The organism is Nocardia sp. NPDC050799 (assembly GCF_040654015.1).
Classification (GTDB): domain Bacteria; phylum Actinomycetota; class Actinomycetes; order Mycobacteriales; family Mycobacteriaceae; genus Nocardia.
The window spans coordinates 20794-45690 of sequence record NZ_JBFAHF010000046.1; the positions used below are offsets into that span (position 1 = coordinate 20794).

The 24897-nt window shown below is 63.0% G+C and carries 30 protein-coding genes and 3 pseudogenes; 24 read left to right on the forward strand and 9 right to left on the reverse strand.

What is annotated here, in order from left to right; genetic code table 11:
* The first annotated feature begins 15 nt into the window (after positions 1 to 15).
* Together AB0H42_RS31710 and AB0H42_RS31715 are read left to right on the forward strand one after the other, a co-directional pair.
* Positions 16 to 1389, forward strand: coding sequence for an FAD-binding oxidoreductase (locus AB0H42_RS31710; RefSeq protein ID WP_357062731.1), 1374 nt, complete (start codon positions 16 to 18; stop codon positions 1387 to 1389).
* 105 nt (positions 1390 to 1494) lie between these two features.
* The gene (locus AB0H42_RS31715) at positions 1495 to 1716 is read left to right on the forward strand and encodes an NAD-dependent epimerase/dehydratase family protein (protein ID WP_357062732.1); all 222 of its coding nucleotides are present in this window, start codon (positions 1495 to 1497) and stop codon (positions 1714 to 1716) included.
* 495 nt (positions 1717 to 2211) lie between these two features.
* On the opposite strand, the gene AB0H42_RS31720 is transcribed toward AB0H42_RS31715, so the two are convergent.
* The 3 genes from AB0H42_RS31720 to AB0H42_RS31730 form a co-directional block, all read right to left on the reverse strand.
* The gene (locus tag AB0H42_RS31720; protein ID WP_063129796.1) at positions 2212 to 2418 is read right to left on the reverse strand and encodes an SAM-dependent methyltransferase; all 207 of its coding nucleotides are present in this window, start codon (positions 2416 to 2418) and stop codon (positions 2212 to 2214) included.
* Positions 2419 to 2529: 111 nt separating this feature from the next.
* A complete protein-coding gene (locus AB0H42_RS31725) occupies positions 2530 to 3291 on the reverse strand; it encodes a heme-binding protein (protein ID WP_357062734.1) in 762 nt (253 codons plus the stop codon).
* Positions 3292 to 3323: 32 nt separating this feature from the next.
* Complete coding sequence (locus tag AB0H42_RS31730) at positions 3324 to 4292, reverse strand: NADP-dependent oxidoreductase (RefSeq protein ID WP_063129799.1); 969 nt, start codon at positions 4290 to 4292, stop codon at positions 3324 to 3326.
* Positions 4293 to 4506: 214 nt separating this feature from the next.
* Between AB0H42_RS31730 and AB0H42_RS31735 the strand changes: the two genes are divergently transcribed.
* Positions 4507 to 4869: a helix-turn-helix domain-containing protein gene (locus AB0H42_RS31735; RefSeq protein WP_357062735.1), complete on the forward strand. Its 363-nt coding sequence runs from the start codon at positions 4507 to 4509 to the stop codon at positions 4867 to 4869.
* Positions 4870 to 5094: 225 nt separating this feature from the next.
* On the opposite strand, the gene AB0H42_RS31740 is transcribed toward AB0H42_RS31735, so the two are convergent.
* Complete coding sequence (locus AB0H42_RS31740; RefSeq protein ID WP_357062737.1) at positions 5095 to 5232, reverse strand: VOC family protein; 138 nt, start codon at positions 5230 to 5232, stop codon at positions 5095 to 5097.
* Between the two features lie 89 nt (positions 5233 to 5321).
* On the opposite strand from AB0H42_RS31740, the gene AB0H42_RS31745 reads away from it, so the two are divergent.
* The 3 genes from AB0H42_RS31745 (at position 5322) to AB0H42_RS31755 (ending at position 7035) form a co-directional block, all read left to right on the forward strand.
* Positions 5322 to 5900 carry a hypothetical protein gene (locus AB0H42_RS31745; RefSeq protein ID WP_063129818.1) on the forward strand — a complete coding sequence of 193 codons (579 nt, stop codon included), beginning with the start codon at positions 5322 to 5324 and terminating at the stop codon, positions 5898 to 5900.
* Complete coding sequence (locus AB0H42_RS31750; RefSeq protein WP_357062739.1) at positions 5900 to 6280, forward strand: hypothetical protein; 381 nt, start codon at positions 5900 to 5902, stop codon at positions 6278 to 6280. The genes AB0H42_RS31745 and AB0H42_RS31750 overlap by 1 nt, the downstream gene beginning before the upstream one ends.
* Before the next feature lie 107 nt (positions 6281 to 6387).
* Positions 6388 to 7035 (forward strand): SDR family oxidoreductase, encoded by a 648-nt coding sequence (locus AB0H42_RS31755; RefSeq protein WP_357062741.1) that lies wholly within the window; start codon positions 6388 to 6390, stop codon positions 7033 to 7035.
* Between the two features lie 75 nt (positions 7036 to 7110).
* Here the strand turns inward: AB0H42_RS31755 and AB0H42_RS31760 are convergent, their stop codons facing one another.
* On the reverse strand, positions 7111 to 7635 hold the full coding sequence (locus AB0H42_RS31760) for a CGNR zinc finger domain-containing protein (protein WP_063129821.1): 525 nt from the start codon (positions 7633 to 7635) through the stop codon (positions 7111 to 7113).
* Positions 7636 to 7660: 25 nt separating this feature from the next.
* Between AB0H42_RS31760 and AB0H42_RS31765 the strand changes: the two genes are divergently transcribed.
* Entirely contained in the window at positions 7661 to 7852 is a 192-nt protein-coding gene (locus tag AB0H42_RS31765) for a hypothetical protein (RefSeq protein ID WP_063129822.1), read from the forward strand.
* Positions 7853 to 7874: 22 nt separating this feature from the next.
* Here the strand turns inward: AB0H42_RS31765 and AB0H42_RS31770 are convergent, their stop codons facing one another.
* Positions 7875 to 8342 carry a N,N-dimethylformamidase beta subunit family domain-containing protein gene (locus AB0H42_RS31770; RefSeq protein WP_357062743.1) on the reverse strand — a complete coding sequence of 156 codons (468 nt, stop codon included), beginning with the start codon at positions 8340 to 8342 and terminating at the stop codon, positions 7875 to 7877.
* A gap of 418 nt (positions 8343 to 8760) precedes the next feature.
* Here AB0H42_RS31770 and AB0H42_RS31775 point away from each other — a divergent pair, with 418 nt between their 5' ends.
* From AB0H42_RS31775 to AB0H42_RS31790, 4 genes and pseudogenes are all read left to right on the forward strand, one after another.
* On the forward strand, positions 8761 to 9558 hold the full coding sequence (locus AB0H42_RS31775; protein ID WP_063129824.1) for an IclR family transcriptional regulator: 798 nt from the start codon (positions 8761 to 8763) through the stop codon (positions 9556 to 9558).
* A gap of 13 nt (positions 9559 to 9571) precedes the next feature.
* The gene (locus AB0H42_RS31780) at positions 9572 to 10438 is read left to right on the forward strand and encodes a sugar phosphate isomerase/epimerase family protein (protein WP_063129825.1); all 867 of its coding nucleotides are present in this window, start codon (positions 9572 to 9574) and stop codon (positions 10436 to 10438) included.
* A 232-nt stretch (positions 10439 to 10670) separates the two neighbouring features.
* Positions 10671 to 10835, forward strand: a pseudogene (locus AB0H42_RS31785) (helix-turn-helix domain-containing protein); the annotation flags it as partial.
* A 45-nt stretch (positions 10836 to 10880) separates the two neighbouring features.
* Positions 10881 to 11423 (forward strand): IclR family transcriptional regulator, encoded by a 543-nt coding sequence (locus AB0H42_RS31790; protein ID WP_232330642.1) that lies wholly within the window; start codon positions 10881 to 10883, stop codon positions 11421 to 11423.
* Positions 11424 to 11484: 61 nt separating this feature from the next.
* Here the strand turns inward: AB0H42_RS31790 and AB0H42_RS31795 are convergent, their stop codons facing one another.
* Complete coding sequence (locus AB0H42_RS31795) at positions 11485 to 12258, reverse strand: sugar phosphate isomerase/epimerase (protein WP_357062744.1); 774 nt, start codon at positions 12256 to 12258, stop codon at positions 11485 to 11487.
* A gap of 278 nt (positions 12259 to 12536) precedes the next feature.
* Here AB0H42_RS31795 and AB0H42_RS31800 point away from each other — a divergent pair, with 278 nt between their 5' ends.
* Both AB0H42_RS31800 and AB0H42_RS31805 read left to right on the forward strand, forming a co-directional pair.
* Positions 12537 to 13979 (forward strand): aromatic acid/H+ symport family MFS transporter, encoded by a 1443-nt coding sequence (locus tag AB0H42_RS31800; RefSeq protein ID WP_063129827.1) that lies wholly within the window; start codon positions 12537 to 12539, stop codon positions 13977 to 13979.
* On the forward strand, positions 13957 to 14814 hold the full coding sequence (locus tag AB0H42_RS31805; RefSeq protein ID WP_357062746.1) for an alpha/beta hydrolase: 858 nt from the start codon (positions 13957 to 13959) through the stop codon (positions 14812 to 14814). The genes AB0H42_RS31800 and AB0H42_RS31805 overlap by 23 nt, the downstream gene beginning before the upstream one ends.
* A gap of 80 nt (positions 14815 to 14894) precedes the next feature.
* On the opposite strand, the gene AB0H42_RS31810 is transcribed toward AB0H42_RS31805, so the two are convergent.
* Entirely contained in the window at positions 14895 to 15791 is an 897-nt protein-coding gene (locus tag AB0H42_RS31810; protein WP_232330639.1) for an alpha/beta hydrolase, read from the reverse strand.
* 341 nt (positions 15792 to 16132) lie between these two features.
* On the opposite strand from AB0H42_RS31810, the gene AB0H42_RS31815 reads away from it, so the two are divergent.
* From AB0H42_RS31815 to AB0H42_RS31865, 11 genes and pseudogenes are all read left to right on the forward strand, one after another.
* Positions 16133 to 16990 carry a TIM barrel protein gene (locus tag AB0H42_RS31815; protein ID WP_232330640.1) on the forward strand — a complete coding sequence of 286 codons (858 nt, stop codon included), beginning with the start codon at positions 16133 to 16135 and terminating at the stop codon, positions 16988 to 16990.
* Between the two features lie 96 nt (positions 16991 to 17086).
* Complete coding sequence (locus AB0H42_RS31820; protein WP_357062748.1) at positions 17087 to 18157, forward strand: Gfo/Idh/MocA family oxidoreductase; 1071 nt, start codon at positions 17087 to 17089, stop codon at positions 18155 to 18157.
* Positions 18158 to 18242: 85 nt separating this feature from the next.
* Complete coding sequence (locus AB0H42_RS31825) at positions 18243 to 18854, forward strand: nuclear transport factor 2 family protein (protein ID WP_063129831.1); 612 nt, start codon at positions 18243 to 18245, stop codon at positions 18852 to 18854.
* A gap of 115 nt (positions 18855 to 18969) precedes the next feature.
* Positions 18970 to 19857 carry a dioxygenase gene (locus AB0H42_RS31830; protein WP_357062749.1) on the forward strand — a complete coding sequence of 296 codons (888 nt, stop codon included), beginning with the start codon at positions 18970 to 18972 and terminating at the stop codon, positions 19855 to 19857.
* A gap of 41 nt (positions 19858 to 19898) precedes the next feature.
* A complete protein-coding gene (locus AB0H42_RS31835; RefSeq protein ID WP_232330643.1) occupies positions 19899 to 20921 on the forward strand; it encodes a maleylacetate reductase in 1023 nt (340 codons plus the stop codon).
* 85 nt (positions 20922 to 21006) lie between these two features.
* The gene (locus AB0H42_RS31840) at positions 21007 to 21759 is read left to right on the forward strand and encodes an alpha/beta hydrolase (RefSeq protein ID WP_063129834.1); all 753 of its coding nucleotides are present in this window, start codon (positions 21007 to 21009) and stop codon (positions 21757 to 21759) included.
* Between the two features lie 72 nt (positions 21760 to 21831).
* Entirely contained in the window at positions 21832 to 22713 is an 882-nt protein-coding gene (locus AB0H42_RS31845; RefSeq protein ID WP_357062751.1) for a rhodanese-like domain-containing protein, read from the forward strand.
* Positions 22714 to 22746: 33 nt separating this feature from the next.
* A pseudogene (locus tag AB0H42_RS31850) lies at positions 22747 to 22800 on the forward strand (hypothetical protein); the annotation flags it as partial.
* 37 nt (positions 22801 to 22837) lie between these two features.
* A pseudogene (locus tag AB0H42_RS31855) lies at positions 22838 to 22996 on the forward strand (hypothetical protein); the annotation flags it as partial.
* 140 nt (positions 22997 to 23136) lie between these two features.
* The gene (locus AB0H42_RS31860; protein ID WP_357062757.1) at positions 23137 to 23529 is read left to right on the forward strand and encodes a hypothetical protein; all 393 of its coding nucleotides are present in this window, start codon (positions 23137 to 23139) and stop codon (positions 23527 to 23529) included.
* A 120-nt stretch (positions 23530 to 23649) separates the two neighbouring features.
* The gene (locus AB0H42_RS31865; protein ID WP_357062753.1) at positions 23650 to 24276 is read left to right on the forward strand and encodes a pentapeptide repeat-containing protein; all 627 of its coding nucleotides are present in this window, start codon (positions 23650 to 23652) and stop codon (positions 24274 to 24276) included.
* Positions 24277 to 24360: 84 nt separating this feature from the next.
* On the opposite strand, the gene AB0H42_RS31870 is transcribed toward AB0H42_RS31865, so the two are convergent.
* Positions 24361 to 24750: a serine hydrolase gene (locus AB0H42_RS31870; protein ID WP_357062755.1), complete on the reverse strand. Its 390-nt coding sequence runs from the start codon at positions 24748 to 24750 to the stop codon at positions 24361 to 24363.
* Positions 24751 to 24897: the final 147 nt, after the last annotated feature.

Consider the following 24897-nt stretch of genomic DNA (forward strand, 5'->3'; position numbering starts at 1 on the left):
AACGAAAGAGAAGCGATGCCTGCGACAACACATCAACAACTGAACCGTCTCACCGATACCCTGCGGAACACCGTCCACCCGGGCTCGGTGGTCACCACGGGGCCGGATTACGAGGCCGGCCGCCATATATGGAACGGCGCGGTATCCGCTCGCCCCGGCGTCATCGTCCGGTGCGCGGACGCATCCACGGCACGGGCTGCCGTACTGGCCGCACAGGAATCCGGAGTAACGCTGTCGGTGCGGGGTGGTGGCCACGACTGGGCCGGCCGAGCGTTGAGCGATGGCGGCTTGACCATCGACCTCTCCGGGATGCGCGGTGTAACCGTGGACCCCGTGGCGAAGGTTGCCGAGGTCTCGGCAGGGGCCACGGCCGCCGATCTCGCGGCCGCCACCCAGCCGTTCGGCCTCGTTCCGGCGACCGGCACCGTCGGCTCGGTGGGCATGGCCGGCCTCACACTCGGTGGCGGCTACGGCCCGCTCAGCGGCCGATTCGGACTCGCGCTGGACAATCTCCTGTCAGCGGAGGTGGTACTCGCCGACGGCTCCGTCGTCACCGCCGATGCCGAACAGGAACCGGACCTGTTCTGGGCATTGCGCGGCGGCGGCGGGAACTTCGGTCTCGTAACCTCGATGCGTGTGCGTCTGCACGCCGTGCCGGCGTTGCTGTCGGGCATGATCGTATTCCCGTGGGAGCAGGCCGGAACAGTGCTGGCCGGGTTGCCGGATGCCCTGGCCGAGAGCCCGGACGAACTGACCGTCCAATTCGGCATCCTGTCCGGCCCCGACGGCAAGCCGGTGGTGTTCCTTTCGCCCACGTGGAGCGGCGAGGACGTTGCAGCGGGAGAACACAAGCTGGCGCGGCTCGACACCCTCGGCACACCTCTTGTCTCCCAAGTCGCCTCCACCACCCTGCCCGAGATGCTCGCGGCCATGGATGCGCAGTTCCCCTTCGGCCGGCACACCGAGATTCGCACTCGTTCCGTATCGTCACTGACCTCTGGAGTGCGTGACATGCTGACCCTCGCAGGCTCCCCCCTGACCTCACCCCTTTCCGCCGTGAGCGTGCACACCCTGCTCGGCGCGGGCGCACGAGTGCCAGCGGCGGAGACGGCATTCGGTAACCGCGACCCGCACTTCATGATCGAGATCATCGCCCTCTGGGAACCAGACGACACCCGCGCGGCGGAGCACCGCGCCTGGGCCGGCAACCTCACCTCGATCCTCGAACCCGAGGCCCTGCCCGGCGGATACCCCAACCTCCTCGGGCCGGACGACACCGCACAGGTCGCACACGCCTACGGTCCGAACACCGAACGGCTACTCGCAGTGAAACGCCGCGTCGATCCGGACCACGTCTTCCACGCAATTCCACTGCCGGATCCGTCTTGACCCGGCAGCCCACCCCTGAACCGACCGAGTCGCCGAATCTCGGCGAGCAACTCGGAATGCGGTGCTCGAGCGGCATTCCAGCTATCGATACGACGGGAGTTGGATATGAAGGTCTTCGTGACGGGCGGCAGCGGGTTCGTCGGTCGGCGCCTGGTGCGCCACCTCACCCGCGAGGGACACTCGGTGCGGGCGTTGGCACGTTCCGACCGTGCTGCCGAGCAGATCACGGCCGCCGGCGGGAAGGTGGTGCCGGGCGATCTGGCCGACTCGACGACCGGCGGCGCATCGCCCGAGTGGACATCTGCCCCCATAACCCGCCGTACGTAAGACGCCAAACGATCGCCTGCAGCCGATCGTAGAATCAGGCCGGAAGGCGGATTACCCGCCCGTCGGGCGTGAAGACCTCCAATTAGAGGCACACGCCGCGGAAAACCACGCCTCGAGCCGGTCGAGCGGGGCGAGCTCGTCGAACGAGGTCGGATTCGGGTACAGCGCGTGCAACTCCTCGAAAGTCCGCTCGAGTAGCGCCGCAAGCACACCGAGTTTCTTCCCGAAGTGGTAGTAGATCGAGGTCGGTGGGAGCCCGGACCGCGCGGACAGGGTCCGAGATGGCCATGCCGTCGTAGCCCTTTTCGCCGATGAGAGCTCGGACTGCGTTCAGGATGGCCTCCCGACTACTCGAGCCCGCAGCAGTCGGAGCGGAGTCGGATTCCCTCACCATGCGGTCATGATAGGTCGCGCAGAGACGCAACTTCCCTACTGGGCGTCCCCAGGCACTTCGCGCGGCCGTCGATCGACGGATCCCGATAGGGTCGTAAGCAGTCATAGGATCCGGGCGACGCCGACGTGAAATCCGCTGCGTTCGATTGCTGGTGCCGGATCCTCCTGGTACCACTCGGTGGCGGTCACCAGCCCCGGAGCAACGAGTTCCAGCCCCTCGAAGAAAGGCGCGACCTCACTGCGGGTACGCAACCGTGCGGGATGGGGCTTGCTGGTGTCGATGCCGAGACGGGATTCGCCGGTAAGCACTGGACACTCCTTCCTGTTGTGAATGTCGGGCGCCGCATTGATCACGTCGTGAGTACCGGCGATCCCACGCCCATCCTCAATCCGGAATCGGGAATCCCTGCGCCCGCAGGGCTACTGGGCGGCGTTCTCGTCCTCCTCGGCGCTGCCGCCGGAAATACCGAGACCTCCGACGCACACACCGTTGTCGAAAAGCGGGAATCCGCCACCCACGGCCAGCAGCCGTGGATGGTGGGCCAGCGGAGCCACCCGCGGGTCGGAAACCAGAGCATTCCAGCTGTGGGTCGCGAGCCGGAAGGACGCCGCGGTCCACGCCTTGTCGACTGCGACCTCCGCGGCGATAAACGGTACAGTGTCGGCGCGTTCGAACGCCACCAAGTGGCCATCGGCGTCGGTGATCGCCGTAGCGACCTCGATACCGGCCTCAGCGGCCGCCGCACGCACGGCCTCGACCAGCGCGACCGCGGCGGCGCGGTTGATCGAAGGCACATTATGTGTCTTCGGCAGGATGTTATCGGACATACCGATCTTCCTCTTTCGCCCTGTTGTATGGGTTCGCTGCAGTCCGGACACCGGGGTGGGTGCCACCCTGGTCACCTTGATTTCGTCGAGAACCAGCAAGCTGTTCACCGTGGGACCGATCTCGTCGCGCCAGCGGTCGCTCTGGTAGACGTTCGCGTAGAGGGTGGCGCGCTCCTGTTCGTTCTCGAACCGGCGGATCCACACATAGCCGTCCGGATCCTCCTCGTCCACGAACGACGCCGTGACCGACATTCCCTGTTCGACCTGGAACGGGATGATGACGCTCTCCATATATCGGACCAATTCGTCGCGACGCCCCGGCTGGACCTGATACCGGCGAATCTCGTAGAACATCGGATATCTCCTGGTAGTTGTCGTGGCGCAGTTCAGGAAACGACACGCAGGACGAGCTTGCCGCGGGTGCGGTTGGACTCGCCGCGAGCATGCGCAGCCGCGGCCTGTTCGAGGGGGAAAACCTCTTCGACTTCCACTGCCACACTGCCCGAGTCGATCAGTTCACCGATACTGGTGAGTGCCGGTCCATCGGGTTCGACCAGAAACGGCGACACCCGCATTCCTTTCGCCTCCGCCGCGGCAGCCAGCTCGGGCGAGACGCCGGCGGGAACGGCGACGAGCAGCCCACCGGGGCGCAGCACATCCAGCGATCGCGTGCTGGTGTCGTCGTAATGGTCGCCCACCAGGTCGATCACGATGTCGACGTCCGCTACCGCGTCCTCGAACCGGACTGCGGTGTAGTCGATCAGCTCGTCGGCGCCTATTTCGGTGAGCCAGCCGTGGCCGGCGGCGCGAGCAGTGCCGATCACGTAGGCACCGAGGTGCTTGGCGAATTGGATCGCCAGATGCCCGACGCCGCCGGCGGCCGCGTGGATCAGCACGCGCTGCCCCGCCCTGATCTGCGCGGTATCCACCAATGCCTGCCACGCGGTGAGGGCGGCGAGCGGCACTCCCGCGGCCTGTTCATGAGTGATACTCGTCGGCTTGCGAGCGAACTGCCGCGCCGGAGCGGTGACGTATTCGGCGTAGGCGCCCGCCGCCCGCGGGAACCAGGGCATTCCGTAGACCTCGTCACCTTCTTTCAGAGTCGTCACGCCGAAGCCGACCTTTTCCACCACTCCGGAGACGTCCCAGCCCAGGATGAACGGTGGCGCGCCGAGCTCCCCCGCCATTCCCTCGCCGACCCGGGTTTTCCAGTCCACCGGATTGATGCCGGCGGCATACACTTTCACCCGGACCTCGGTAGGCAACGGTTCAGGGCGCGGTATTTCCGCCACCAAAAGTACGTCGGGACCGCCGAGGGCGTGCTGGACAATGGCGCGCATCGATGTATCGGACATTCGTTTCTCTCCCGATCTGAATGAGGGGGAAGGACCGGAGCGCGATCTCCCCTTTGACAGACGCAAGGTATCCCCAGAGATATAGTTACCCGCAAGGGAGAGAACTTCCTATTGGAAAGTATGAAGGTGAGGGGCTTGCGAAATGACGACTTCATGCCTGACGGGCCTCCATTCCGACCATGACGTGTACGCCGAGCAGTGCCCGTGCCGGACATTGCTCGATCTGCTGGCGAACAAGTGGTCTGCCCTGGCCATCGGCGCACTCGAGGACGGCCCACAGCGGTTCGGACAGCTGCAGCGGCACTTGCAGGGAATCAGCCCGAAGGTGCTGACCCAGAACCTGCGGCGACTCGAAGAGTTCGGCCTGGTCGAACGCACCATTTATCCGGTCGTACCGCTGCACGTCGAGTACGCCCTCACCGAGTTGGGACACAGCGCCGCTGCGCCGCTGCGGATGTTGCGCAATTGGGTGGAAAACAACATCGACAGCGTCGCCCTTGCCGGCGCGCGCGAGGCATCCTGCGCGAGTGAAACAGACGGATTTGCAGACCCGACAACCGACCGAGCAGGCCGGTAACGCCAACGGGCTCCGGTTGTCCGGGAACCGATCGAATCGTCCGCCGACGAGGATGTTCCAGGGGCCGCGATCGTGGCGGTCGCAACCGCCACGATGCGCCAGTGGAGTCCGGAATCGACTGCCCTCCCCGCCGGCCGCCACGAACGCTCGAAGATCGCATACCGGCCGCTGAGCCGGACCGGTCCTCGACCCGGGTCTGGCCGCTGTGTCCGCGACCAGGCACTGTCACGCCCGCAGGCAGCAGGGGTGGTCTGCGGGGTTGTGGAGCACACGTGAGTATTCGGGACCGGGCTGGTGCTCGACTTTGGTCGCCCCGAGCTGGATGGCTTCGGTTTCTGCGGTGTCGAGGTCGTCGACGCTCACTTGCGCCGGTGTACGAAGTCGTCTACATTCACGATGTAGACGTACTAGTAACACTACAATCGGTCCTTATCTGAAGAAGAGAGCTCCTCATGTCCGTTTTGGAGACCACCGCATCCGACACCTCGACCCTCCCGTACAGCGACGCCCTGCGACGCCTCTACGTCATCCGCGCCGTCTTCGCCCTCATCTGGGCGGGGCTCATGGTCGCCACCTCCACCACAACCGGACCGCTGCTGACCGCCCTGCTCGTCATCTATCCGCTGTTCGACGCCGGAGCAGTGCTCTGGCAGCTGCGCGCCGACCCCGACACGACCCGCCCCAAGGTCACCGAATGGGTCAACGTGGGCGTGAGCATCGCGGTCGCCATCGCACTCGGTGGGGCATCGACGGTTTCCATCGCCGCCGTACTCGTTGTGTGGGGCGTGTGGGCGATCGGGTCGGGCATCCCGCAGCTGATCACCGCGGTCCGCAACCGGAAGTCCGGCGGCCAGGTCGCACAGATGCTCAGCGGCGGCATCTCGGTACTGGCCGGTGGCGGATTCCTCTCCCAGGGACTGGCGGGCGCGAGCGATACCGCGGGCGTCGCCGGCTACGCGACACTCGGCGGGTTCTTCTTCCTCGTCTCAGCGATCCGGCTGAGCACCGTGCTACGGAAGCCGGCGGCCTGATGTCCGACGAGAACACGACATACGACTATGACCTGAACGTCATCGGCGGCGGACCCGTCGGCAAGAACGCGACCGACTACGCCACCCAGCACAAGATGGGGGTCGCGATCGTCGAAGCCGAGCTCGACGACGGCGAAAACTCCCCCCTGGCCCACATGCCCTCCAAGGCGCTACTGCGCAACAGGAACGCGATCCGAGCCGCCCGCCGCCCGGACGGTGCACGCAACGCCGGCACCGGGAGGGGCACCGCGAAAGCCTACGGCATCTGGCAGGCCGAGCTCGACGCCGACGCGAACCTGAACCTGAACGTGGACGTGGACGTGGACGTGGACGTGGACGTGGACGACACGATGCCGATCTCCGGCACCGACTGGTTCTAGCGTCGGCTTCAGGCCGCGACGAGGGCCGCAGCGTCCGCACAGTCGAGTTCGGCCTCGGCGCGTGATCATCGGCGCAATGGTTGTCGCCGGCCGCGACGCGGAGGAAGTTGAGCCGAACCGTCGAACAGGCACGCGAGGGCAGCACGATTGTCCAGCGGGCGGTCGACGTCCGCGACGAGGCCGCTGTCATCGAGTTGGTGGACGGGACAGCCCAGTCGTTCGGCCGCCTGGACGTCCTTGTGAACTGCGCGGGTGTGAGCGACGTCGGTCTGGCCGCAGGGCTGGACACGCAGACCTGGCAGTACATCATCGCCATCAACGCGAGCGCAGTCCCCTACGCCGCCAAGGCCGCCATCCCGCATCTGAAGCGGACACGGGGCAATATTGTGACCATCGGCTCGTCCAACGCGCTGCGCAGCAACTACGGCCAGCCCGCCTACGGGGCAGCCAAGAGTGCCGCAGAAAGCCCGAGCGCCAGCATCGCTATCGAACACGGCGCGGAGGGCATACGCTCGAACACGGTGCACCCGGGCGTGATCTATCCGACCGGCATGACCGGGTTCATGGCGATGCTCCGGGCGCCGTTGAGACGCATTCGGCGCACATTCCCACGCGTCGCATCGGAGCACCCGAGGAATCCGCTGCTGTCGGCCTTTCGTGCAAGCACCGAAGCCAGTTACGTCAACGGCGCGAGCATCACGGTAGACGGCGGGCTGAACCAAGTGATACACCTTCCACCTACCGTGCGCATCTGAGCTGATGCACCGAACGCGACCGTTCAAGCCGGCGCCGGCGAGCACTGCGGTCTGAACCGCGCCGAGCGCGTCGGCTCAGACCGAGCGGGCGCGGGCACGGTGGCGCTGCACCGCGGAGCGGTTGGCACAACGCACCGAACAGTAGCGCTGCCGTCCGTTGCGTGTGACGTCCACGACCACGCGGTCGCACCCGGTCGCCGCGCAGCGGGCGATCCGATGCATCCCTCGGGTGACGAGGTGCAGCGCGGTGCCGACCGTCACGACCGCGCGGATCACATACGGAAGCCCCTCACCCGGGTCCCGGTAGTGCAGATGCCACCCTTCTCCGTCGTGGTCCGTCAGGCGCGGGTGGGCGGCGGCATCGGCCATCTGAGCGTTGAGCAGTTCGGCGCGGCGGCTCGAATCTGCCGCGTCGACGATCTCGAGCCACGAGTCGATCACCGCCCGCGTGCGCTCGTGGTCGTCCGGCGCTTCCTCGAACGGGCCGGTCATGCCCGCCCCGCGGATACGAGCCTCGAGGCCGGCGCGGTCGGCGGGCCAGTCGTTCGCGAGGGAAGCCGCCATGAGCACAGCGTATTCGCCGTAAGGGTTGAGATGCATAAGGACATTACATCATTGTGGTGGCATGACCGATCTCGACAAAGCCGACCTCCCCCGCCTCAGTCCGCCGACTCACGAGCACGGATGGATCGTCGAATCCTCGCACCGGACTCTCGACGGCCTCATCCTCTACGTACGGTGCACCGACTGCGGGACGCGGCGCATCGATCTCGCCGACTCGGCGACGCCGCCGCGCGCCCTGAGCCGCGAGGCCTGATCGAAATGAGGCGCCTTCGCGATCAACGGGGATCACAACCCGGCCGGCCGTGCCTCGCCGAGGCAGCGGCTCCAGGTGCTCGGCGTTCGAGGCTCTGCGCAGACTGATTGTGCCGACCGTGCATCAAGCTCACCGGTACACTGCCTCGAGTTGGAGCACGGTCGCCGTGATGCCCCAGCGACATTTCGATCGTTCGCAGAAATTCGATCTTTTCGCCGGCCAGCATGTTTCGGGTCAGCTTCGAAACGTTGTTGCCCCCGCCGTTCACCTGCGGTTCCTTGCCGCGCAGACGCCACAACCCACCCAGTTCGCCGGTGGTCGCGTGGTGCCACTCGCCGTCGGCGAGGTAACTCTCGTATGCGGCCATCATCGGAGTCGTGGGATATTCGGGATGGCTACTCGTGAGCACGACCCGGTAGGGATTCAGGGCGTCGAGTCCATCCCGATGGATCTCCTCGTCGGTGATCACATCGAACTCGTAACGGATCACTGGGGTTCCTTACTCCCGAGGCGTTCCGGCAGCAATGGACACCGACCGAGTTCAACCAACCGCAACTCGCATGCTCAGGTGACCCGCCATCGGGGCCCCGTCACACCCCCAGCACCAGTGGACCGTCGGCAAGCTCAGCGATATCTCCGGGCCGCCCCACCGCTTGATCGTCACTCACTGAGCGATCGCGGATCGTTCATCATTCCCGCAATCGGCCAAGGATCCGCTCGGGCAGCGGTGAGTGCACGGAATGCGGGCTTGGACGATACGCAGCGAGCTGTTATCGGCGGTCGCCCACCTCCGCATCGAGGATGCATATGGAACAGCATTCCATTTTGGATCACCGTTTCAAAAAGTCCATTGATCGGTTAACATGATGCCGAGCAGGCACGCCGCATAGTCAGGAGATGAGTCAGGTATGGGTGCACTCACGCGGGGGCTCGCTGTTCTGGAGCTACTGTCGTCCTCGCCGGAAGGCATGCAGCTCGGCGACATCGCCAAGAAACTCGAGATTCCCTCGAGCGCAACACATCGACTGCTCACCGAACTGGTGGAGAAAAGCTATCTGAGACAGAGCGCACACGACGGGACCTATGCGCTCAGCATGAAGATGGTGACGCTGACACTCAGCTATCTCAGCCGTGTCGACCTGGTCGATCTTGCGAAGCCGTCGATCGATCGGCTGGCGGCAGAGTCGGGCGTCTTGGCCCGACTCGCGATTCCGGGTGACGGAAGCCTGACGTGGGTACTCAAAGCTCAAGGATCGCGAGGGAACATCAAGTACGACCCGCCCATGGACTACAGGGTCCAATTGTCGTGTTCCGCGTCCGGACATGCATGGCTCAGTACGATGGATGACGAAACCGCCTTGGAGACCATCTTCCGGCAAGGGCTGGTGTGGGAGGGATTCGGGCCCAACGCGCCACGCACCGTGGACGAAGTCGTCTCATGCATTCGCGATACCCGCGAACGCGGATATGCCGTGGTGTCGGAGTCCTACGAACCGGGGGTGTCGGCCATCGCAGTGCCGATAGTCAATCCAACACTCGGTATGGCAACCGGAGTCCTGAGCATTGCAGGTCCGAAGAGTGACATCGACCCCGCGAAACAGAAGCTGCTCATTCCCTCGTTGCAGAGGGAGGCCGGCGAGCTCGCTTCTGCGCGGCTCGACTACGCCCAATACCTACTGCCCGTTCGTCAGCGGGCTGCAACCTGAGATCGGAGAGCTCATGATCGTGGGAATAGACTCCTACTGCTTTCACAGATACTTCGGCGAGGTCTACCCCGGCCTCGAAACCGAACCCGCTGACCCGATGAACGTACCGGACATGATCGACCGTGTTGCGGACTTCGGAGCAGATGCTGTCTCGATCGAGTCGTTCATGCTCGGCCCCCAGGACACGAGCAATACAATTGGGCGGAGAATTCGCGATCGCGAACTCGATGTTCTCTGGGCCTGGGGCCACCCGGATGGTCTTGGTTCCGGGGCAAATCCGCAGGCACTCGAAGATCTCTACTACCACGTCGACTTCGCGTCCGAGGTCGGTGCGACCGTGATGCGGATCTGCGCCGGCGGCCGTCGAACCCGCCCGGCTTCCTGGAGTGAACACAAAGACGCGCTCCTGCCGCTGCTCGTGAAGGCGTGTGCATATGCGACCGACCGGGGCATCACACTCGCCATGGAAAATCACATCGACTTCACCGCGGCGCAGGCTGTGGAGATCGTCGAAGCAGTGGGTAGTTCGAGTCTTGGTTTATGTCTCGACACCGGCAATCAGCTGCGCATGCTCGAGGATCCCAAAGCGGCAATTCGCTCGATGGCACCCTACGCAAAAGCATGCCACTTCAAGGACGTCACCGCGTACAAGGGTGACCCCACCACGTTCGGCTTCTGGCCGTCCGTCGCGACCGGTGACGGGCTCATCGACTTCGAGGATGCGCTACAAGCATTGTCCGAGAACCACTTCGAAGGCATCCTCGCACTCGAGATCGACTATCACCACCCTGACAACGGGACTCTCGACGAGGCAATCGAACGCAGTCTCGTCAAGATGCGATCACTGGTCGAGAACCTTGCCGACAGCGCAGTGGCGTGAACCTTCCCGTCGATCGATCCTCGGGCTGATCCGAATGTTTCGATTTCCGTGCTCGTCGGAACTGATCGGTCCATCTGCATTACGGTTGCCGGCACCGTGAAATAGAGACCTATTCGGGATGCAGGAAGTCAGGTAACGACCAGTTTGAATCGTTCTGCCTGCCGGCAGGTGCGAACGGGTCGTAGAGAGGCGATCCGCCGGAAGCAGGAATCCAGATCTAGAAGAGGCAACTATGGCAGGAAATGTGGGAACACCCGGATCCAGTGTGGCGAGTAGGTTGCTGTCGGTTCTCGCGTGCTTCGACACGGCGAAGCCCGAACTGACACTCTCCGAGATAGCGGGTAGGGCCGAACTTCCCATCACTACGACGCGGCGTCTGCTGGCAGAGTTGACCGAGTGGGGTGGGCTCGATCGACTTGTCGACAATCGATACCGAATCGGAATGCGACTGTGGAAGATCGGCGCCCTCGCCCCTCAGCAGCGTGGGCTGAGAGAAGCTGCGTTGCCTCTCATGCAAGATCTGTGGGCAGCCACCCATGAGAACGTTCAATTAGTCGTACTGGATGGCTGCGAAGCATTGTGTATCGAGAAGATCTCCTGCACCACAGCTGTTGCCAATCGCACAGAAGTGGGCGGACGGCTTCCCCTTCACGCAACTGCGGTGGGTAAATGTCTTCTCGCGAATTCACCGCGGGATCTGTTGCTGGAAGCGATCGACCGAGGGTTGAGCCGACATACACGGTACACGATCACCGAACCGGGGCGGTTGGGTTCTGCTCTTCGAGATGTGCGCCGGAACGGTGTGGCGCTCGCACAAGAAGAGATGACGCTGGGCGTCGTTTCCGTTGCGTCGCCGATCATCGGCAGTGGTGGAGTCTTGGTCGGTGCATTGGGCGTCGTCGCGCACTCCAGCAAAAATCTGAGCCGATTCGGACCGGCCGTTCGAACCGCTGCCCTGGGCATCTCGCGTCTGTCGTCAACCTGATTTTGCCTCCGCCTCGTCGGCGTGCTCGACCCCCGACTCCCGGAATGCCATACCCGACCGATCAGAGTGAGTCGAGTAACCGGTCCGTCGCTTCTCGCAACTGCATCGCGGCTTCGTCGAACGGCAACCGAGCCAGCTCTGGATTGGGTATCTCGATGGAGATCGGGATATTCGACGGCAATTCTTGCAGGAGCTTGCGCAGATCGAGTTCACCTGCACCGGGAGCCATTCGGGATGTTCGAGCTTCGTAGCGCAGCGTATCGATATCGGTCGGCCCGACAATGGGTCCATCGCTTATCTGAATATAGGGCAGGCGAGATCGCGGTATCTGCGCGAGGACATCCCACTCGGCGCCCGCCCGAAAGAACTGCAAGGAATCGATCACAATGCCGACATTGCTACGCCCGACCTGTGCGGCGAGATCGACCGCAGCGGCCAGGTTCGAGACTGCCGAGTACGTGATGAACTCCAGCGGGAGAATCAACCCGAAACGATCAGCAGCGTCGGCCAGGCGCCCGAAAGTATCAGTCAGTCTGGGGATCTCGAAATCATTCCCCACGGTCAGCACGTATTTCGAACCCATGTCGGCAGCCGCTTCGAGAGCTGGAATCAGAGTGTTCACATCGGTATCGCTTCGGAGCCACACCGCCTCGAAGTCGAGTATCTCGACACCGTTGTTCTTCATGTGTTCGACGAACCGAGAGCGCATGGCCCGGTCTTCTATCAGGTCGAACACCGGTCGGCCGGGATCCGGTGAGACGATCCTTATCCCGCATCGATCGAAACCTCCGGCCGCTGCCGCGGAAACCAGCTCGAACGGGTCGGCATGCAACATCGTGAGGTGATGGAGCGAGACGGAACGGGGTGTCCGGGAGGGCTGCATGGGTCAATGTCTCTTTCGAAGATCGTGTGCGATTGCGCTTCTATCCATACAGTATTTCGGCCGGGCACCCGCGGACCGAGCAACCCGAGCCACTCAGTGGCACCGGATTGTTTCTCGGATGTGATCCGTACCGCATTGTGGAGCGACGGCGAGAAATCTCGCCGACGACGCGGGAGTGTGCAGCAGCACACGATCCTTGCGCTCTCCTCGCTCCAGGAAAGGAAACCGTTGTGGCAAATGCAGCGGGAGTGACGATTCGCGATGTGATCGATCGCAATCCGATCAGCTGGTTTCAAAGACGAACACTCATCCTGTGCTATCTGTGCATCGTCGTCGACGGGCTCGAAATCACGGTCGTCGGGTTCATGTCGGGTGCGCTCAAGGACGACTACGGAATCACCACTGCGCAGCTAGCGCCCGCAGTGACCGGGGGCCTTGCGGGATTGGCAATCGGGTCCTTCGTCGCCGGCCCCCTCGGTGATCGATTCGGCCGAAGAGCGGTGATCGTCTGGGCGATCGGCGCTTTTACGGTGGTGACGCTCGCAACGGCATCGGCCGACAATGTCGCGGTCTTCAGTCTCCTTCGTGTGCTCACAGGTATCGGTTTGGGAGCCTCGATGCCGAATGTGGCAGCGCTGGTGTCGGAGTACGTTCCCACAGCCCGCCGCCGAACAGTGGTGGCCTTGGTCTGGTCCGGGTTCACCACCGGTGCAGCGGTGGGTGCGATCGTGGTGCCTTTCATCGTCGAGGCCTTCGGCTGGGAAGCAGCAATCCTGCTGTGCGGTGCAATAGCGGCCGGCATTTTCATTGCTATTGCTCGCGCCCTGCCCGAGTCCGCGCGATTCCTCGCAAACTCGGGACGCGACCGCGACAGCCTCGTCGAATACTGCAACCGCATCGAACCCGGAAGTGCCACCACGGCGACTGCTTTCGCCCGCGAGTCCGCCGCGCATACACGCTCCTATCCGATCGGCGCACTCTTCGCATCTCGACTGCGACTGGGAACCACGACCATGTGGATCGGTTTCGTAGCCGTGATGTTCACTGTGTACCTGACCAACACGTGGTTGCCGTTTCTGTTCAAGGAAGCTGGATTCGCGATCGGTACGATCGCACTGTTGACCACGCTGCTGCAGGTCGGCGGAACCATCGGATGCGCGGCGATCGGATTCATACAGGACCGCTTCGGAGCACACGTCACACTGGTATGGGCGAGCGTGCTGGGTGCGGCGATGGCCATGTCGATCGCGGTGTCGCCGTCGTCGACCACGCTACTGGCAGTGTTGATCTTCGTGCTCGGCATGTGCACCAATTCGATTTCGACCGGCTACACGGCGGTGTCGGCGACGTTCTATCCGACCGATGTCAGGTCGACAGGAACAAGCTGGGCGGCCGGTATATCACGCGTCGGTGCCGTGGCCGGAGCGGCAGTCGGAACGACATTGGCAAGCATGGGTGTAACATTTCAGCAGGTATTCCTACTCCTGCTGATACCGATCTCCGTCAGTGCAATCTGTATGTCACTGAAAGGGTTGTATTACCGGAATACCATTGGTGCGACAGACATTGATATGCGCGATCCATCGCCGGAATCTCGCGTCGAGATCGCACAGAGCGTAAACCTTCAGAGAAATGAAACGGAGCTTGTCCATGTCCAGAAACCTCTCCGCTGAACTTCGTCACGTGTTCCACCGTGTCGCTGCCGATGTCTCGTTGCACGCCGTCGTGGCCGGCTCCGGACCAGCCGTATTTCTCATCCACGGCTGGCCCCAAACGTGGTACGAGTGGACACCCGTGATCGATCAGCTCGCCGAGCATCACACCGTCGTCGCCGTGGATCTGAAGGGCGCCGGCAATTCGTCCAAACCAATGACCGGTTACGACAAGGTCACCATGGCCGCGGAATTGGATGCTCTGCGGGAGGCACTGGGATTCGAGACCGTTCAGGTCATCGGCCACGACTTCGGAGGGATGGTCGCCTATGCCTGGGCTGCAACGCACAGAGAAGCCGTTACGCGGCTCGGGATCTTCGACGTACCGATCCCCGGCGCAGATCTGTGGGACACGATCTACGCAGACCCGACAGTCTGGCACTTCTCGTTCCATCGCAACCCCGATCTGCCGGAGTTCTTGATCACAGGCCGCGAATACGGGTACGTCGAATCGTTCTTTCGCGGTCGCACAAGCAATCATGGCGCATTCACCGACGACGATGTCGAACTGTATGCTCGCGCGCTTGCGCAACCAGGCGCCATCCGGAGCACCCTGGGGTGGTACCGGGCGTTGGAGCAGGACGCCGAGGACAATCGTAAGTTCAAGCAGGAGCCCCTCACCATCCCCGTGCTTGCACTGGGCGGGGCGGACCGATGGGGGCCCAAGATCGCTGAAATGGTATCCGAATTCGCCACCGATGTGACCGGAGTATCGATCCCGGAATGCGGACATTGGGTCGTGGAAGAACGTCCCGACGTAGTCTTGGACGCACTTGCGAACTTCCTCGAACGATGAAACCCTCGCCCTGCACGACGTAACCGCCTCGGCGCCCGACACCACGACCTGGACTCGGGCGCCGAGATGGCCACCGGTCCCTAGGTTTTCGCACCCATGAAGAACGTGTGCAGGACCGAAGCCAGCTGAGTGGGATTCTCTTCAGGTGGATAGTGGCCGGCCCGCTCGATCACGGCTGAGCTGACATCGGTCGCCACCTTCGACATCGTCGAGATCGAGTGGCCGGACTGGCCGCGTTCGCCTTCTATTGCCAATACCGGCATAGGCAGTAGCGTCTGTCCCAGTTCGCGATTGTCGGACCGGTCCTGCGGCAGTGCCCGATAGTGCGCGAGAGTGCTTCTCAGGCCGCCCGGCTGAGCCATTGATCGTTCGTACTGGTCCAACGCATCGCTCTCCACCGACGAGGGATCTACGACTCCGACGGTGCTCCGGCGCATCCAGTAGTCGATGAACAGACGTTCACGCCCGCGGACGAGTTCTTCGGCGATATCGCCCGACATGTTGAACCCGAAGTGCCAGCTCCCACCGTGCGCGACATCCATCAACTCTTCCTGGCCGAACGATGGAAGGCTGCTCTCGATGAACGTCAGAGTCCGTACTTCTGCCGGCCACTGAGCGGCATAGGGGTATGCCACCGCTCCCCCGATATCGTGCCCGACGATGTGAACGGGTCCCAGTTCCAAGTGGCGGATCAATCGGCGCACATCGTGAGCAACGGTCTTCTTGTCGTATCCGCTGGAGGGCCGTGATGTGTCACCGAAGCCCCTGAGATCTGGGACTATGAGATCGTATCGATCGGCGAGGAGCGGGATGACCTTGCGCCAGGCGAACCACGTTTGAGGCCAGCCGTGCAGCAGAACAACGGGGACGCCGCGGCCGGCCCGAACGTAATGAAGTTTCAAGTCGTCCAGGTAGAGACTGTCGTGTCTCATACCGGCTTCGCTCTCGATCGTCGGACTCGAATTCTTGCGCGTCACAGTTCTCTCTTTCATATATCGAATGTCGTCGAAACGTCCTGGATCGCCGACAGGTGGTGCCGGACCTCATTCGTCCCGCGTATGCGGTTTTCGAGGTCGGTTCGGTCTGTCACGAATGGTCCTATCAGGCGGGTTCACCCACCAGCAGTATCCGCCGCTCAGTGGCAATTCGACTTCTGGCCACACGGCCCTGTGCTTGTCTCTCGCTGCGGGCCGGTGCGCCGTGATCGGCGTGCGGTAACTCCGGTGCGGATGCCCGTAGTTACCGCAAACTCGTCAACTGCCACTCAGTGGCAATTCGACCTGGAGTTCAGAAGGCTCCTGCGCCTAGTTTGTCCACTATGAGTGACGCCCGACCTCGCCCGCAAGCCCATCTGTCGATGGGAGCGATATGTTTTCGCGACCGACCTTTTCCGCAGATCCTTGCGTCGGCTGCAGCCAGTGGATTCACCGGCATCGGCTTGACCGTTGGTCAGTGCGTTGCGGCACTCGAAAGGGGCATCGGACTCGACGAGCTGCACGGGCAGGTCGTCGATGCCGGTTTGCATATTGCCGAGTTGGAACTCATCAGGTTGGGGGAGGACGGACCGGTACGACACGCGAACTCTCTTGTCGAAGAACTTGCCCACTCGCTCCGACCCGACCGTGTTCATGTTGCCGCCTTCGGCGGTGAACTACAACGGATCGAAGATGATTTCGCCACGGTCTGCGACCGGCTGTCTCACGTTCCGATAGCTATCGAGTTCATGCCCTACAGCCGCATTCGAGACCTGACCGAGGCGCTACGTATCGTCGAGAAATCTGGGGCAGCGAACGCGCGTGTTGTTCTCGATGTCGTTCACTTCTTTCGTTCAGGAAGTGTGCCCGGCGAGCTCTCCGCCGCAAATCTCAGCCGGGTGGCCGGCGTCCAGCTATCGGATGTTTCGCCTCGGCAGGGGGTATCACCGGCTCACGAGGCACGTCACCTGCGCACCTACCCGGGGCGTGGTTCGCTGGACATCGAAGGATTCCTTCGCACCATCGGCTCGCACATCGATCTCCTTCCTCCACTGTCGATAGAACCGATATCCGACGCACTGGAGTTGCTTCCGCTTCCGGTCGTGGCCGAGGAAATCATGTTTTCTACCCTGACCATGCTGGAGTCCGCAGGTTGGTCTACTTCGGATCACGGGTTCGTCCCGGCGCCACACCTTCGATAAGCCACTCAGTGGCGCGCGAGACTACCGGTACTTCGCCCACGGGGAAATACTGATACTTCCCGCCGGTATCGACGAAGAGAACAGACTACTATCGAAATGAGTACATCGTTGAAGCCGAGTCCGTTGCGTATAGGCATCATTGGTGCCGGTGTCATGGGCACCAAGCACGCCGAATTCATCGACCGCGAACGGAATGCGACATTGGTCGGCGTCGCGGACCCGTTCTCCACGACGCTTGCCGACACGGTCGGGGTCCCCAACTATTCCGACTATCATGACCTGCTCGCCGCACCGGACATCGACGCGGTCATCATTGCCAACCCCAACGGCGAACACGTACCGACTGCGCTCGCGGCTATCGACGCCGGAATTCCGGCCCTGCTCGAGAAGCCTGTCGCAATCTCGGCGAACGAGGCGTCGGTATTGTCGACTGCTGTCGACGAAGCGGGTGGAGTGGTCCTTGTCGGTCATCATCGTCGGCATCATCCGGCCGTTGCCGCCGCGCGGGAAATGATCCGGGGAGGAGAGCTCGGTCGAATCGTCGCGGTGAACGGCATGTGGCTGACCAAAAAGTCAGATCAGTACTTCGAACAGCCCTGGCGCCGTACGAGCGGTGCCGGAGTGATGTTGATCAACCTGGTCCATGACCTGGACCTCGTGCGTTACTTGATCGGTGAGGTAACAACAGTTCAGGCAATCGCGAGTAACGCTGCCCGGGGATACGAGGTCGAAGATACCGCCGCCGTGATCGTGGGCTTCGACAATGGTGCGGTCGGCACGTTCATCGTTTCGGATACCGTTGTCGCACCCTGGGGTTGGGATCAGTCGACACAGGACGATCCGCAATTCCCGTTCAGCCCCGACGCGTCCAGCTATTCCATCGCGGGCACCGAGGGTTCGTTGACCTTCCCGCAATTGGGTCACTATTATCACGATGGCGAATCCAACTGGAATCTGCCGCTGTCCAGGCGATTTCGTGCCATCGCGAGCGGAGACTCCTACACCGGGCAACTACGCCATTTTATCGATGTGGCACGGGGGACGGCCGCGCCGATCGTAACAGTCGACGATGCCGCGGCAACCTTGAACGTCATCGAGTCCGCGCACAGGTCCGCAGAGACCGGCGCACTCGTCGCCGTGGAACCCGTTCAGCCCTCCCCGCGGTGATTTGCTCGGCGGGCAACATCTGTCCGGTCGAGCGAGTCACCGGGAATAACGAACCGAATTTCGAATGCTTCACGAAAGGTAACTGATGTCGGATCGAGAAAGCGCCTCGGCGATCAGAGATGTCGTCGAGAATTGGGCCGTATGGCGTGATTCAGGTGACTGGGACAGGTTCGCCACAGTCTGGGCCAGCGATGGATACATGACCGCGACCTGGTTCCAGGGGTCGGCGCAGAACTTCATCGCGGTAAGCCGCAAAGGATTCGAGAACGGGGTCCGCATTCTGCACTTTCTGGGTGGAACGTCGGTCGACATTCGAGGTAAGCGCGCGATCGCGCAGACGAAGATGACCATCAACCAACGCGCACACGTGCACGGAGTCGAGGCAGATGTGGTGTGCACCGGCAGGTTCTATGACTTCTTCGAACAACGCGACGGCGACTGGAAAATTGTCCGCCGCCAACCGGTGTACGAGACCGACCGGCTCGATCTCGTCGACCCCGCAGCGACGGTGGCCCTGGATCCAGATCGGCTGGCATCGTTCCCCGTCGGCTACCGCCACCTCGCGTACCTGCAAACATCGCTCGGTTTCGATGTGAAACTCGGATTGCCGGGGCTGACCGGTGATGCGACCGAGACTCTGTATGCGGAGGGCCGTGAATGGCTGAACGGCTCTGACACGGCCGGTATTCCACTCTGACCCCCGGACGGGGGATCGGCCCAGGCCGCGACGAGGGGGGCCGACAGGTCTTGAAGCCCAGCGACCCCGAACGATGTGCCGCCGACGCGGCGATTACTCACACGAAAGGCAGCCGATGGCGACCGACTTCTCCGAAACGACCGCCACGGAGGCTGTCGTGCAAAGTTTCTCCGGCACCCGAGACGAACGGCTGCGGCAGATCCTGACCAGCTTGACCGTCCATCTGCACGACTTTGTCCGGGATATCGAACCGACACAACGTGAATGGGAACAGAGCATCGAGTTTCTGACCGAGGTCGGACACATGTGCGACAACGTCCGTCAAGAATTCATTCTTCTCTCCGACGTACTGGGCGTATCGATGCTGGTCGATGCGATCAACAACCGAAAACCGGTCGGCGCGACCGAGTCCACCGTTCTGGGCCCGTTCCATATGGTCGATTCACCCGAATCGGAACTGGGCGCGAATATCGCTCTCACAGGTGATGCCACATGCGTTGTCCGTGGCACCGTGCGGTCCGTGGACTCATCGGCAGTGCCCGGCGCCGTGGTCGACGTGTGGCAGGCGGACGAGGCGGGATACTACGACGTGCAACAACCAGACCTGATTCCCGACCGCAACCTTCGCGGACTCTTCACCGCGGACGGCGAAGGACAGTTCTGGTTCCGAACCGTCATTCCCAAGTTCTACCCCATCCCGGCAGATGGACCGGTGGGCAGACTATTGAGTGCCAGCGGGCGTCATCCCTATCGTCCGGCACATATTCATTTCATCGGTGGGGCCGAGGGGTACTCGCCGGTCACAACGCACCTGTTCATAGAAAGTAGCCCGTACCTCGACGACGACACGGTGTTCGGTGTCAAGAAGAGTCTCGTTCGTCCCGTGTTACAGGTAGATGACCCCGAACTCGCGGAGCGGTACGGCGTACCGAACCCGTTCGACTTGATCGAGTTCGACATTGTGTTGGACGCGATTGCGGAATCTGCAGAGGTCGGCGCGTGAGTGTACCCGGATCCTTCGTTCATACAGCTCACCCGTCGCGGGTGCTGTTCGGCAGTGGTCGAATACGTGAGCTGCCGGAAGAGCTCGATCGGTTGAACCTGTCGAGGGTAGTCGTGATCTGCACCCCACGGCAGAGACCGCACGGCCAGGAGATCGCGGTCCTGGCCGGAAATCGGGCGCATTCGGTGTATGCGCACGCGACGATGCACGTTCCGAACTCGGTGGTCGCCGCCGCGGACGAGTACGTCACCACCCATGAGATCGACGGTGCCGTCGTGGTGGGTGGTGGCTCCGCGGTCGGACTGGGTAAGGCGCTCGCGCTCGGGACAGGACTTCCCGTTCTTGCCGTTCCCACGACGTACTCAGGATCGGAAATGACCCCGATCTGGGGGATCACCGATCCGGGCAACAAGACAACCGGGCGTGATGTAAGAGTGCTGCCGCGCACGGTCATCTACGATCCCGACCTGACCGTGAACCTCCCGGCGCCACTATCGGTATCGAGCGGACTCAACGCGATGGCACACGCCGCAGAAGCGCTCTACGCACCGGACGGATCCCCGCTCGTCGAAATCATCGCCGGTGAAGCGGTGAGAGCTCTGGCGACCGGTCTGCCGAAAATCGCCGGCGACCCGATGAACTCCGACGTCCGACGCGAGCTCCTGTACGGTGCATGGCTTGCTGGCACCTGCCTCGGTGCAACGAGTATGTCCCTGCACCACAAACTCTGTCACATAATCGGGGGGGCGTTCGGCCTGCCGCATTCGGAGGTACATGCAATAGTTCTTCCGCATGTGCTGGCCTACAATTTCGTCGGTGCCCCGCGTTCCCGTGAATTGATGTCACGCGCGATAGGTGTGGACGACCCCGCCTCGTGGATCCACTCTGTCAGCCGGCAGATCGGGCCGGCGACCTCGCTCCACGAGCTCGGCATGCGCGAAGAAGATGTCGAGGCGGTGGTGGTCGAAGCTGTCGCGAATCCGTATTCGAATCCGCGACCGATCACGCCCGAGGCAATTCGTTCTATCGTCACGCACGCATTGACCGGCAGTCCGCCCGAATGAGTTCTATTACGTGGCGTCACCGCCACAGCACGCAGCATCTCTCCACCATCACGGCGCAACACCACGGCGACAAAGGAGTCCCGATATGGACTACGCACCTACTGCATCCGAAGACCTCGTTCTCGTTCACGGTGCCTGGCACGGAGGGTGGACGTGGCAACCAGTGGCCAGCTACCTGCGAGCCTTCGGTCACCGGGTCAGCGCACCGACAAGCCCGGGATTGGGTATCAACGATGACCCCCGCGGCGTCACCCTCGCCGACTGTGTCAACTCTCTCGTCGATCACGTCGATTCATCCGATCGCACGGGGGTGACGCTGATCGCGCACAGCTGGGGTGGTTTCGTCGCTGCGGGCGCCGCACCACGGCTGGCGTCACGGTTGAAGCGAATCGTGTTCTGGAGTGCGTTCGTCCCGGAGGAAGGCCGTTCGCTTCTCGACGAGGTGCCACCCGAGTACGTCGAATCGTTCACTGCGTTGGCGGCAGCGTCGCCCGACAACACCGTGGCTCCCCCCGCGGAGAGTTTCCACGAATCGTTCATGGCTGACGCGAGTCCGGAGGCAGCCGCAGTGGTTCACGCCATTCTCCGCCCGCAACCGTTCCGGACGTTCACCGACGAACCTGTCGATGGGGAGAAGTATCGCCTTCTCGATATTCCGCTCGAGTACGTGCTTTCCAGCGACGACATTGCGTTGCCCCCCGGAAAATTCGGATGGGCGCCGCGTATGCCCGACAGATGCGAGGTGGCACCCACACTCGTGGCGGGCAGCCATGAATCGATGTTCACTCGGCCGGCCGAATTGGCGGAAGCTCTGTTGAGCGTCTGCGTCGCTCGGTGAACCGGCATCATGAACAGAGAATTCGATGACGGACGCCCACTGTGAACACCTCCACCATCGGAGATGAACGTTATGTCACCGAACACTGTCCCGCACATCGTTTCTGTCGAATGGCTGCAAAAGCATCTCGGTGACACCGGTCTGGTAGTGGTCGATGCGACGTGCCACAACGACGTCGCGGCGGACGGATCCCACTCACCGGTCAGCGGATATGCGCAGTTTCTCGAGGAACATATCCCCGGCGCCGTATTCGCCGATCTCCTGGGAGCGTTCGCTGAATCAGCTGCCGATCGCGCATGGGCGATTCCGCCATCCGGCCGGTTCGCGAAAGCAGCAGGTGCTCTCGGAATCGGTGCTGGAGTGCACGTCGTGGTATACGACCAGCAGGACGGAACCTGGGCGAGTCGCTTCTGGCGGCACCTCCGGTTGGAGGGTTTCGCCGCGGTGTCGACCTTGAACGGTGGACTACAGGCATGGAGGGCGGCCCGATCACCGGTGACTTCTGGACCGCCTACGTGCACGCCGAACGTGTTCGTACCGCGGAGAAGGCCCGGACTCATTCGATCGACTGCCGAGGTGTTCGCTGCGCTCGACGATGAATCGACCGTCCTGGTCAACACTCTCGACGAGGCGACGTACCGGGGTGAATCTGCCGGCTACGTCCGTCGAGGCCATATCCCGGGCAGCATCAACATACCGGTGTCCGGACTCCGGTCACCCTCGACCGGACGAGTACGACCCATCGTGGATCTTCGACGGGAATTCACCGCTGCGGGCTTGCTGGATCCGGGTAAGACGGTGGTGACCTACTGCGGCGGTGGCATAGCTGCGACAGGGCTGGCGCATGCGCTGGCATTGTGTGGTCGTGATGACGTAGCTGTATACGCGGGATCGATAAGAGCGTGGTCTGCACGTCTTGATCTGCCGTTGATAGAAGGGCCACATTCGTACTGAATCACGGCCACCGGCGGGGACTTCTTTGTCGAGGTGCCCCGCGCAGATATCTACATCCTGCACGACTGGGACGACGAATCCTCGCTGCGTATCCTCGACTCGATCGCAACCGCCGCGAACCCCGGTGCCCGCCTGCTGGTACTACGTCGACGGCGTATTCACCGCCGAGATCACCCTCGACACCGCGCGCGAGCACTACCTGACCGTGAAGGACGGCGCGGTGCGCGCCGGGCGCGACCCCCGCGATGTCGCCATCATGCCCGGCCTGCTGCTGACGCTCGGCTCCACCGAGGAAGAAGCCCGCCGCCGAGTCGACGCACTGTACGAATCGAGTCCCAGCGCGTATTCCGCGGCGTGGCTGTCCCACGCCATCGGTGTCGACGTGGGCACCCTGGAGCTCGACGAGCAGTTCCGGACGAGGTGTTGCGCGGCCCTGCCGACCCGGAAATCTTCACCGGCAGTAGCGGCTTCCGCGAATCCATTCTCGAGCAGATCCGGCAAACCCGGCCGACCGTCCGGGAGTACCTGCGTCAGACCCGCTACTCCGGTTCCGGGCACGGCGGTTTCGTGGGCACCCCGGAACAACTGGCCGACCGTATCGACCAGTGGTACCGCAGTTACGCCTGCGACGGGTTCAACCTGCAACCCGACATTCTCGTCGACAGTCTCGAGGTGATCGCCGACGAACTGGTCCCGTTGCTGGTATCTCGCGGCCTTTTCCGCGCCGACTACGAACCCGCAACGCTGCCCGGACATCTCACCGCCGCCGCGGCAGCGTCTCGGCACCGGGTCGTCTCCGCACCGTCGCACCACTGAAAACGGCGAGACGGGTAATCGGCACGGCCCACGGCAGCTTCGGCTGCCAGGCCGGGAGTCGTGGATTCCACGATCTACAGTGGGACCATCGCGGCGTAATCGGATCGGCGAAGGAGCGCAATGCCACGGGACCTGGCCGATCTACCGTTCGCACAATGGCTCGAACCAGCCGGCGCCCTGGAACTCGAGCGTGAGTACAACTGTCCCCGGTTCGAAGATATGGTTCTGACCGAACCCGACCTCCGCAGTACGGTGTTCGACCAGTGTGCCTTCCGCTCGGTACAGATCGACCGGGGCGTGGCCGGTGGTGCGCGGTTCGCCGATGTCTGGCTGCACGGTGTCCGGTTCACCGGTACCGATATGCCCGACGCCGCCTGGCTGGACGCGGAAGTGATCGAGGGCGCCTGGTCGGGTGTGGAGGCCAGTGGCGCCGAATTGCGCCGGGTGGTCTTCCACAATTGCAAACTGGACTCGGTGAATTTCCGGAATGCCCGGTTGACCAATGTCCGCTTCGTCGATTGCGTACTGCGGCATGTCGACTTCGGAAGCGCCGAGTTGTCGGAGATAAGTTTTCCGGGTTCCGAGGTGTCGGCCTTGACGGTGCGCAACGCACAGCTGAAGAAGGTCGACTTCCGGAGCGCGCACAGTATCGGTATCGCCGACGGCGTGAATCCTTGCGCGGCGCGCTCGTCACACCCGGTCAGCTGCTGGACCTCGCGCCGACACTGGCCGCGGCGGTCGGGCTGACCGTCCAGGAGTGAACTCGCCGGATATACCTCCGGCACTCCTCTCCCCGCACCGCGGGACAGCTCCCCACTGGCCCAGAACAGTTCAGTCCGTCACGGACTCCAGGACGGCCGTGGTGGCGTCGGCGATGGCCTGGTTGCTGGGTGCGGCCGTGGGGTAGCCGATGGTCGAGCGACTGAAGATGACCAGTACGACCGACGTGCCGGTGGGGCTCCACACCACGCCCGCATCGTTCACGGTGCCGAAGCCGCCCGCCCCGGTCTTGTCCGCGGCCACCCAGCCGATGGGCAACCCGGCGCGCATACGTTCGCGCGAGGTGACGCTCGACCGCATCCACCCGGTGAGCAGCCGCCGATGTTCGGGGGCCAGGGCGTTGCCGAGGATCAGCTGGTGAAAGCCGGTGGCCATGGCGGCCGCGGTGCTGGTGTCCCGGGTGTCACCGGGGAGGCCTTCATTGAGCTGGGGCTGCTGCACGGATAGGTGTCACCTGACCGTGCAGCAGCCCCATTCACGGGCGGGGCGCGCCGGAGCAATGATCAAAACCTGTGGATGACCGGGAGGGGTACCTTCCCGGATGATCTTCGAATCCGAGGTTTGATCAGGCCGGCGCGCCAACGCCGG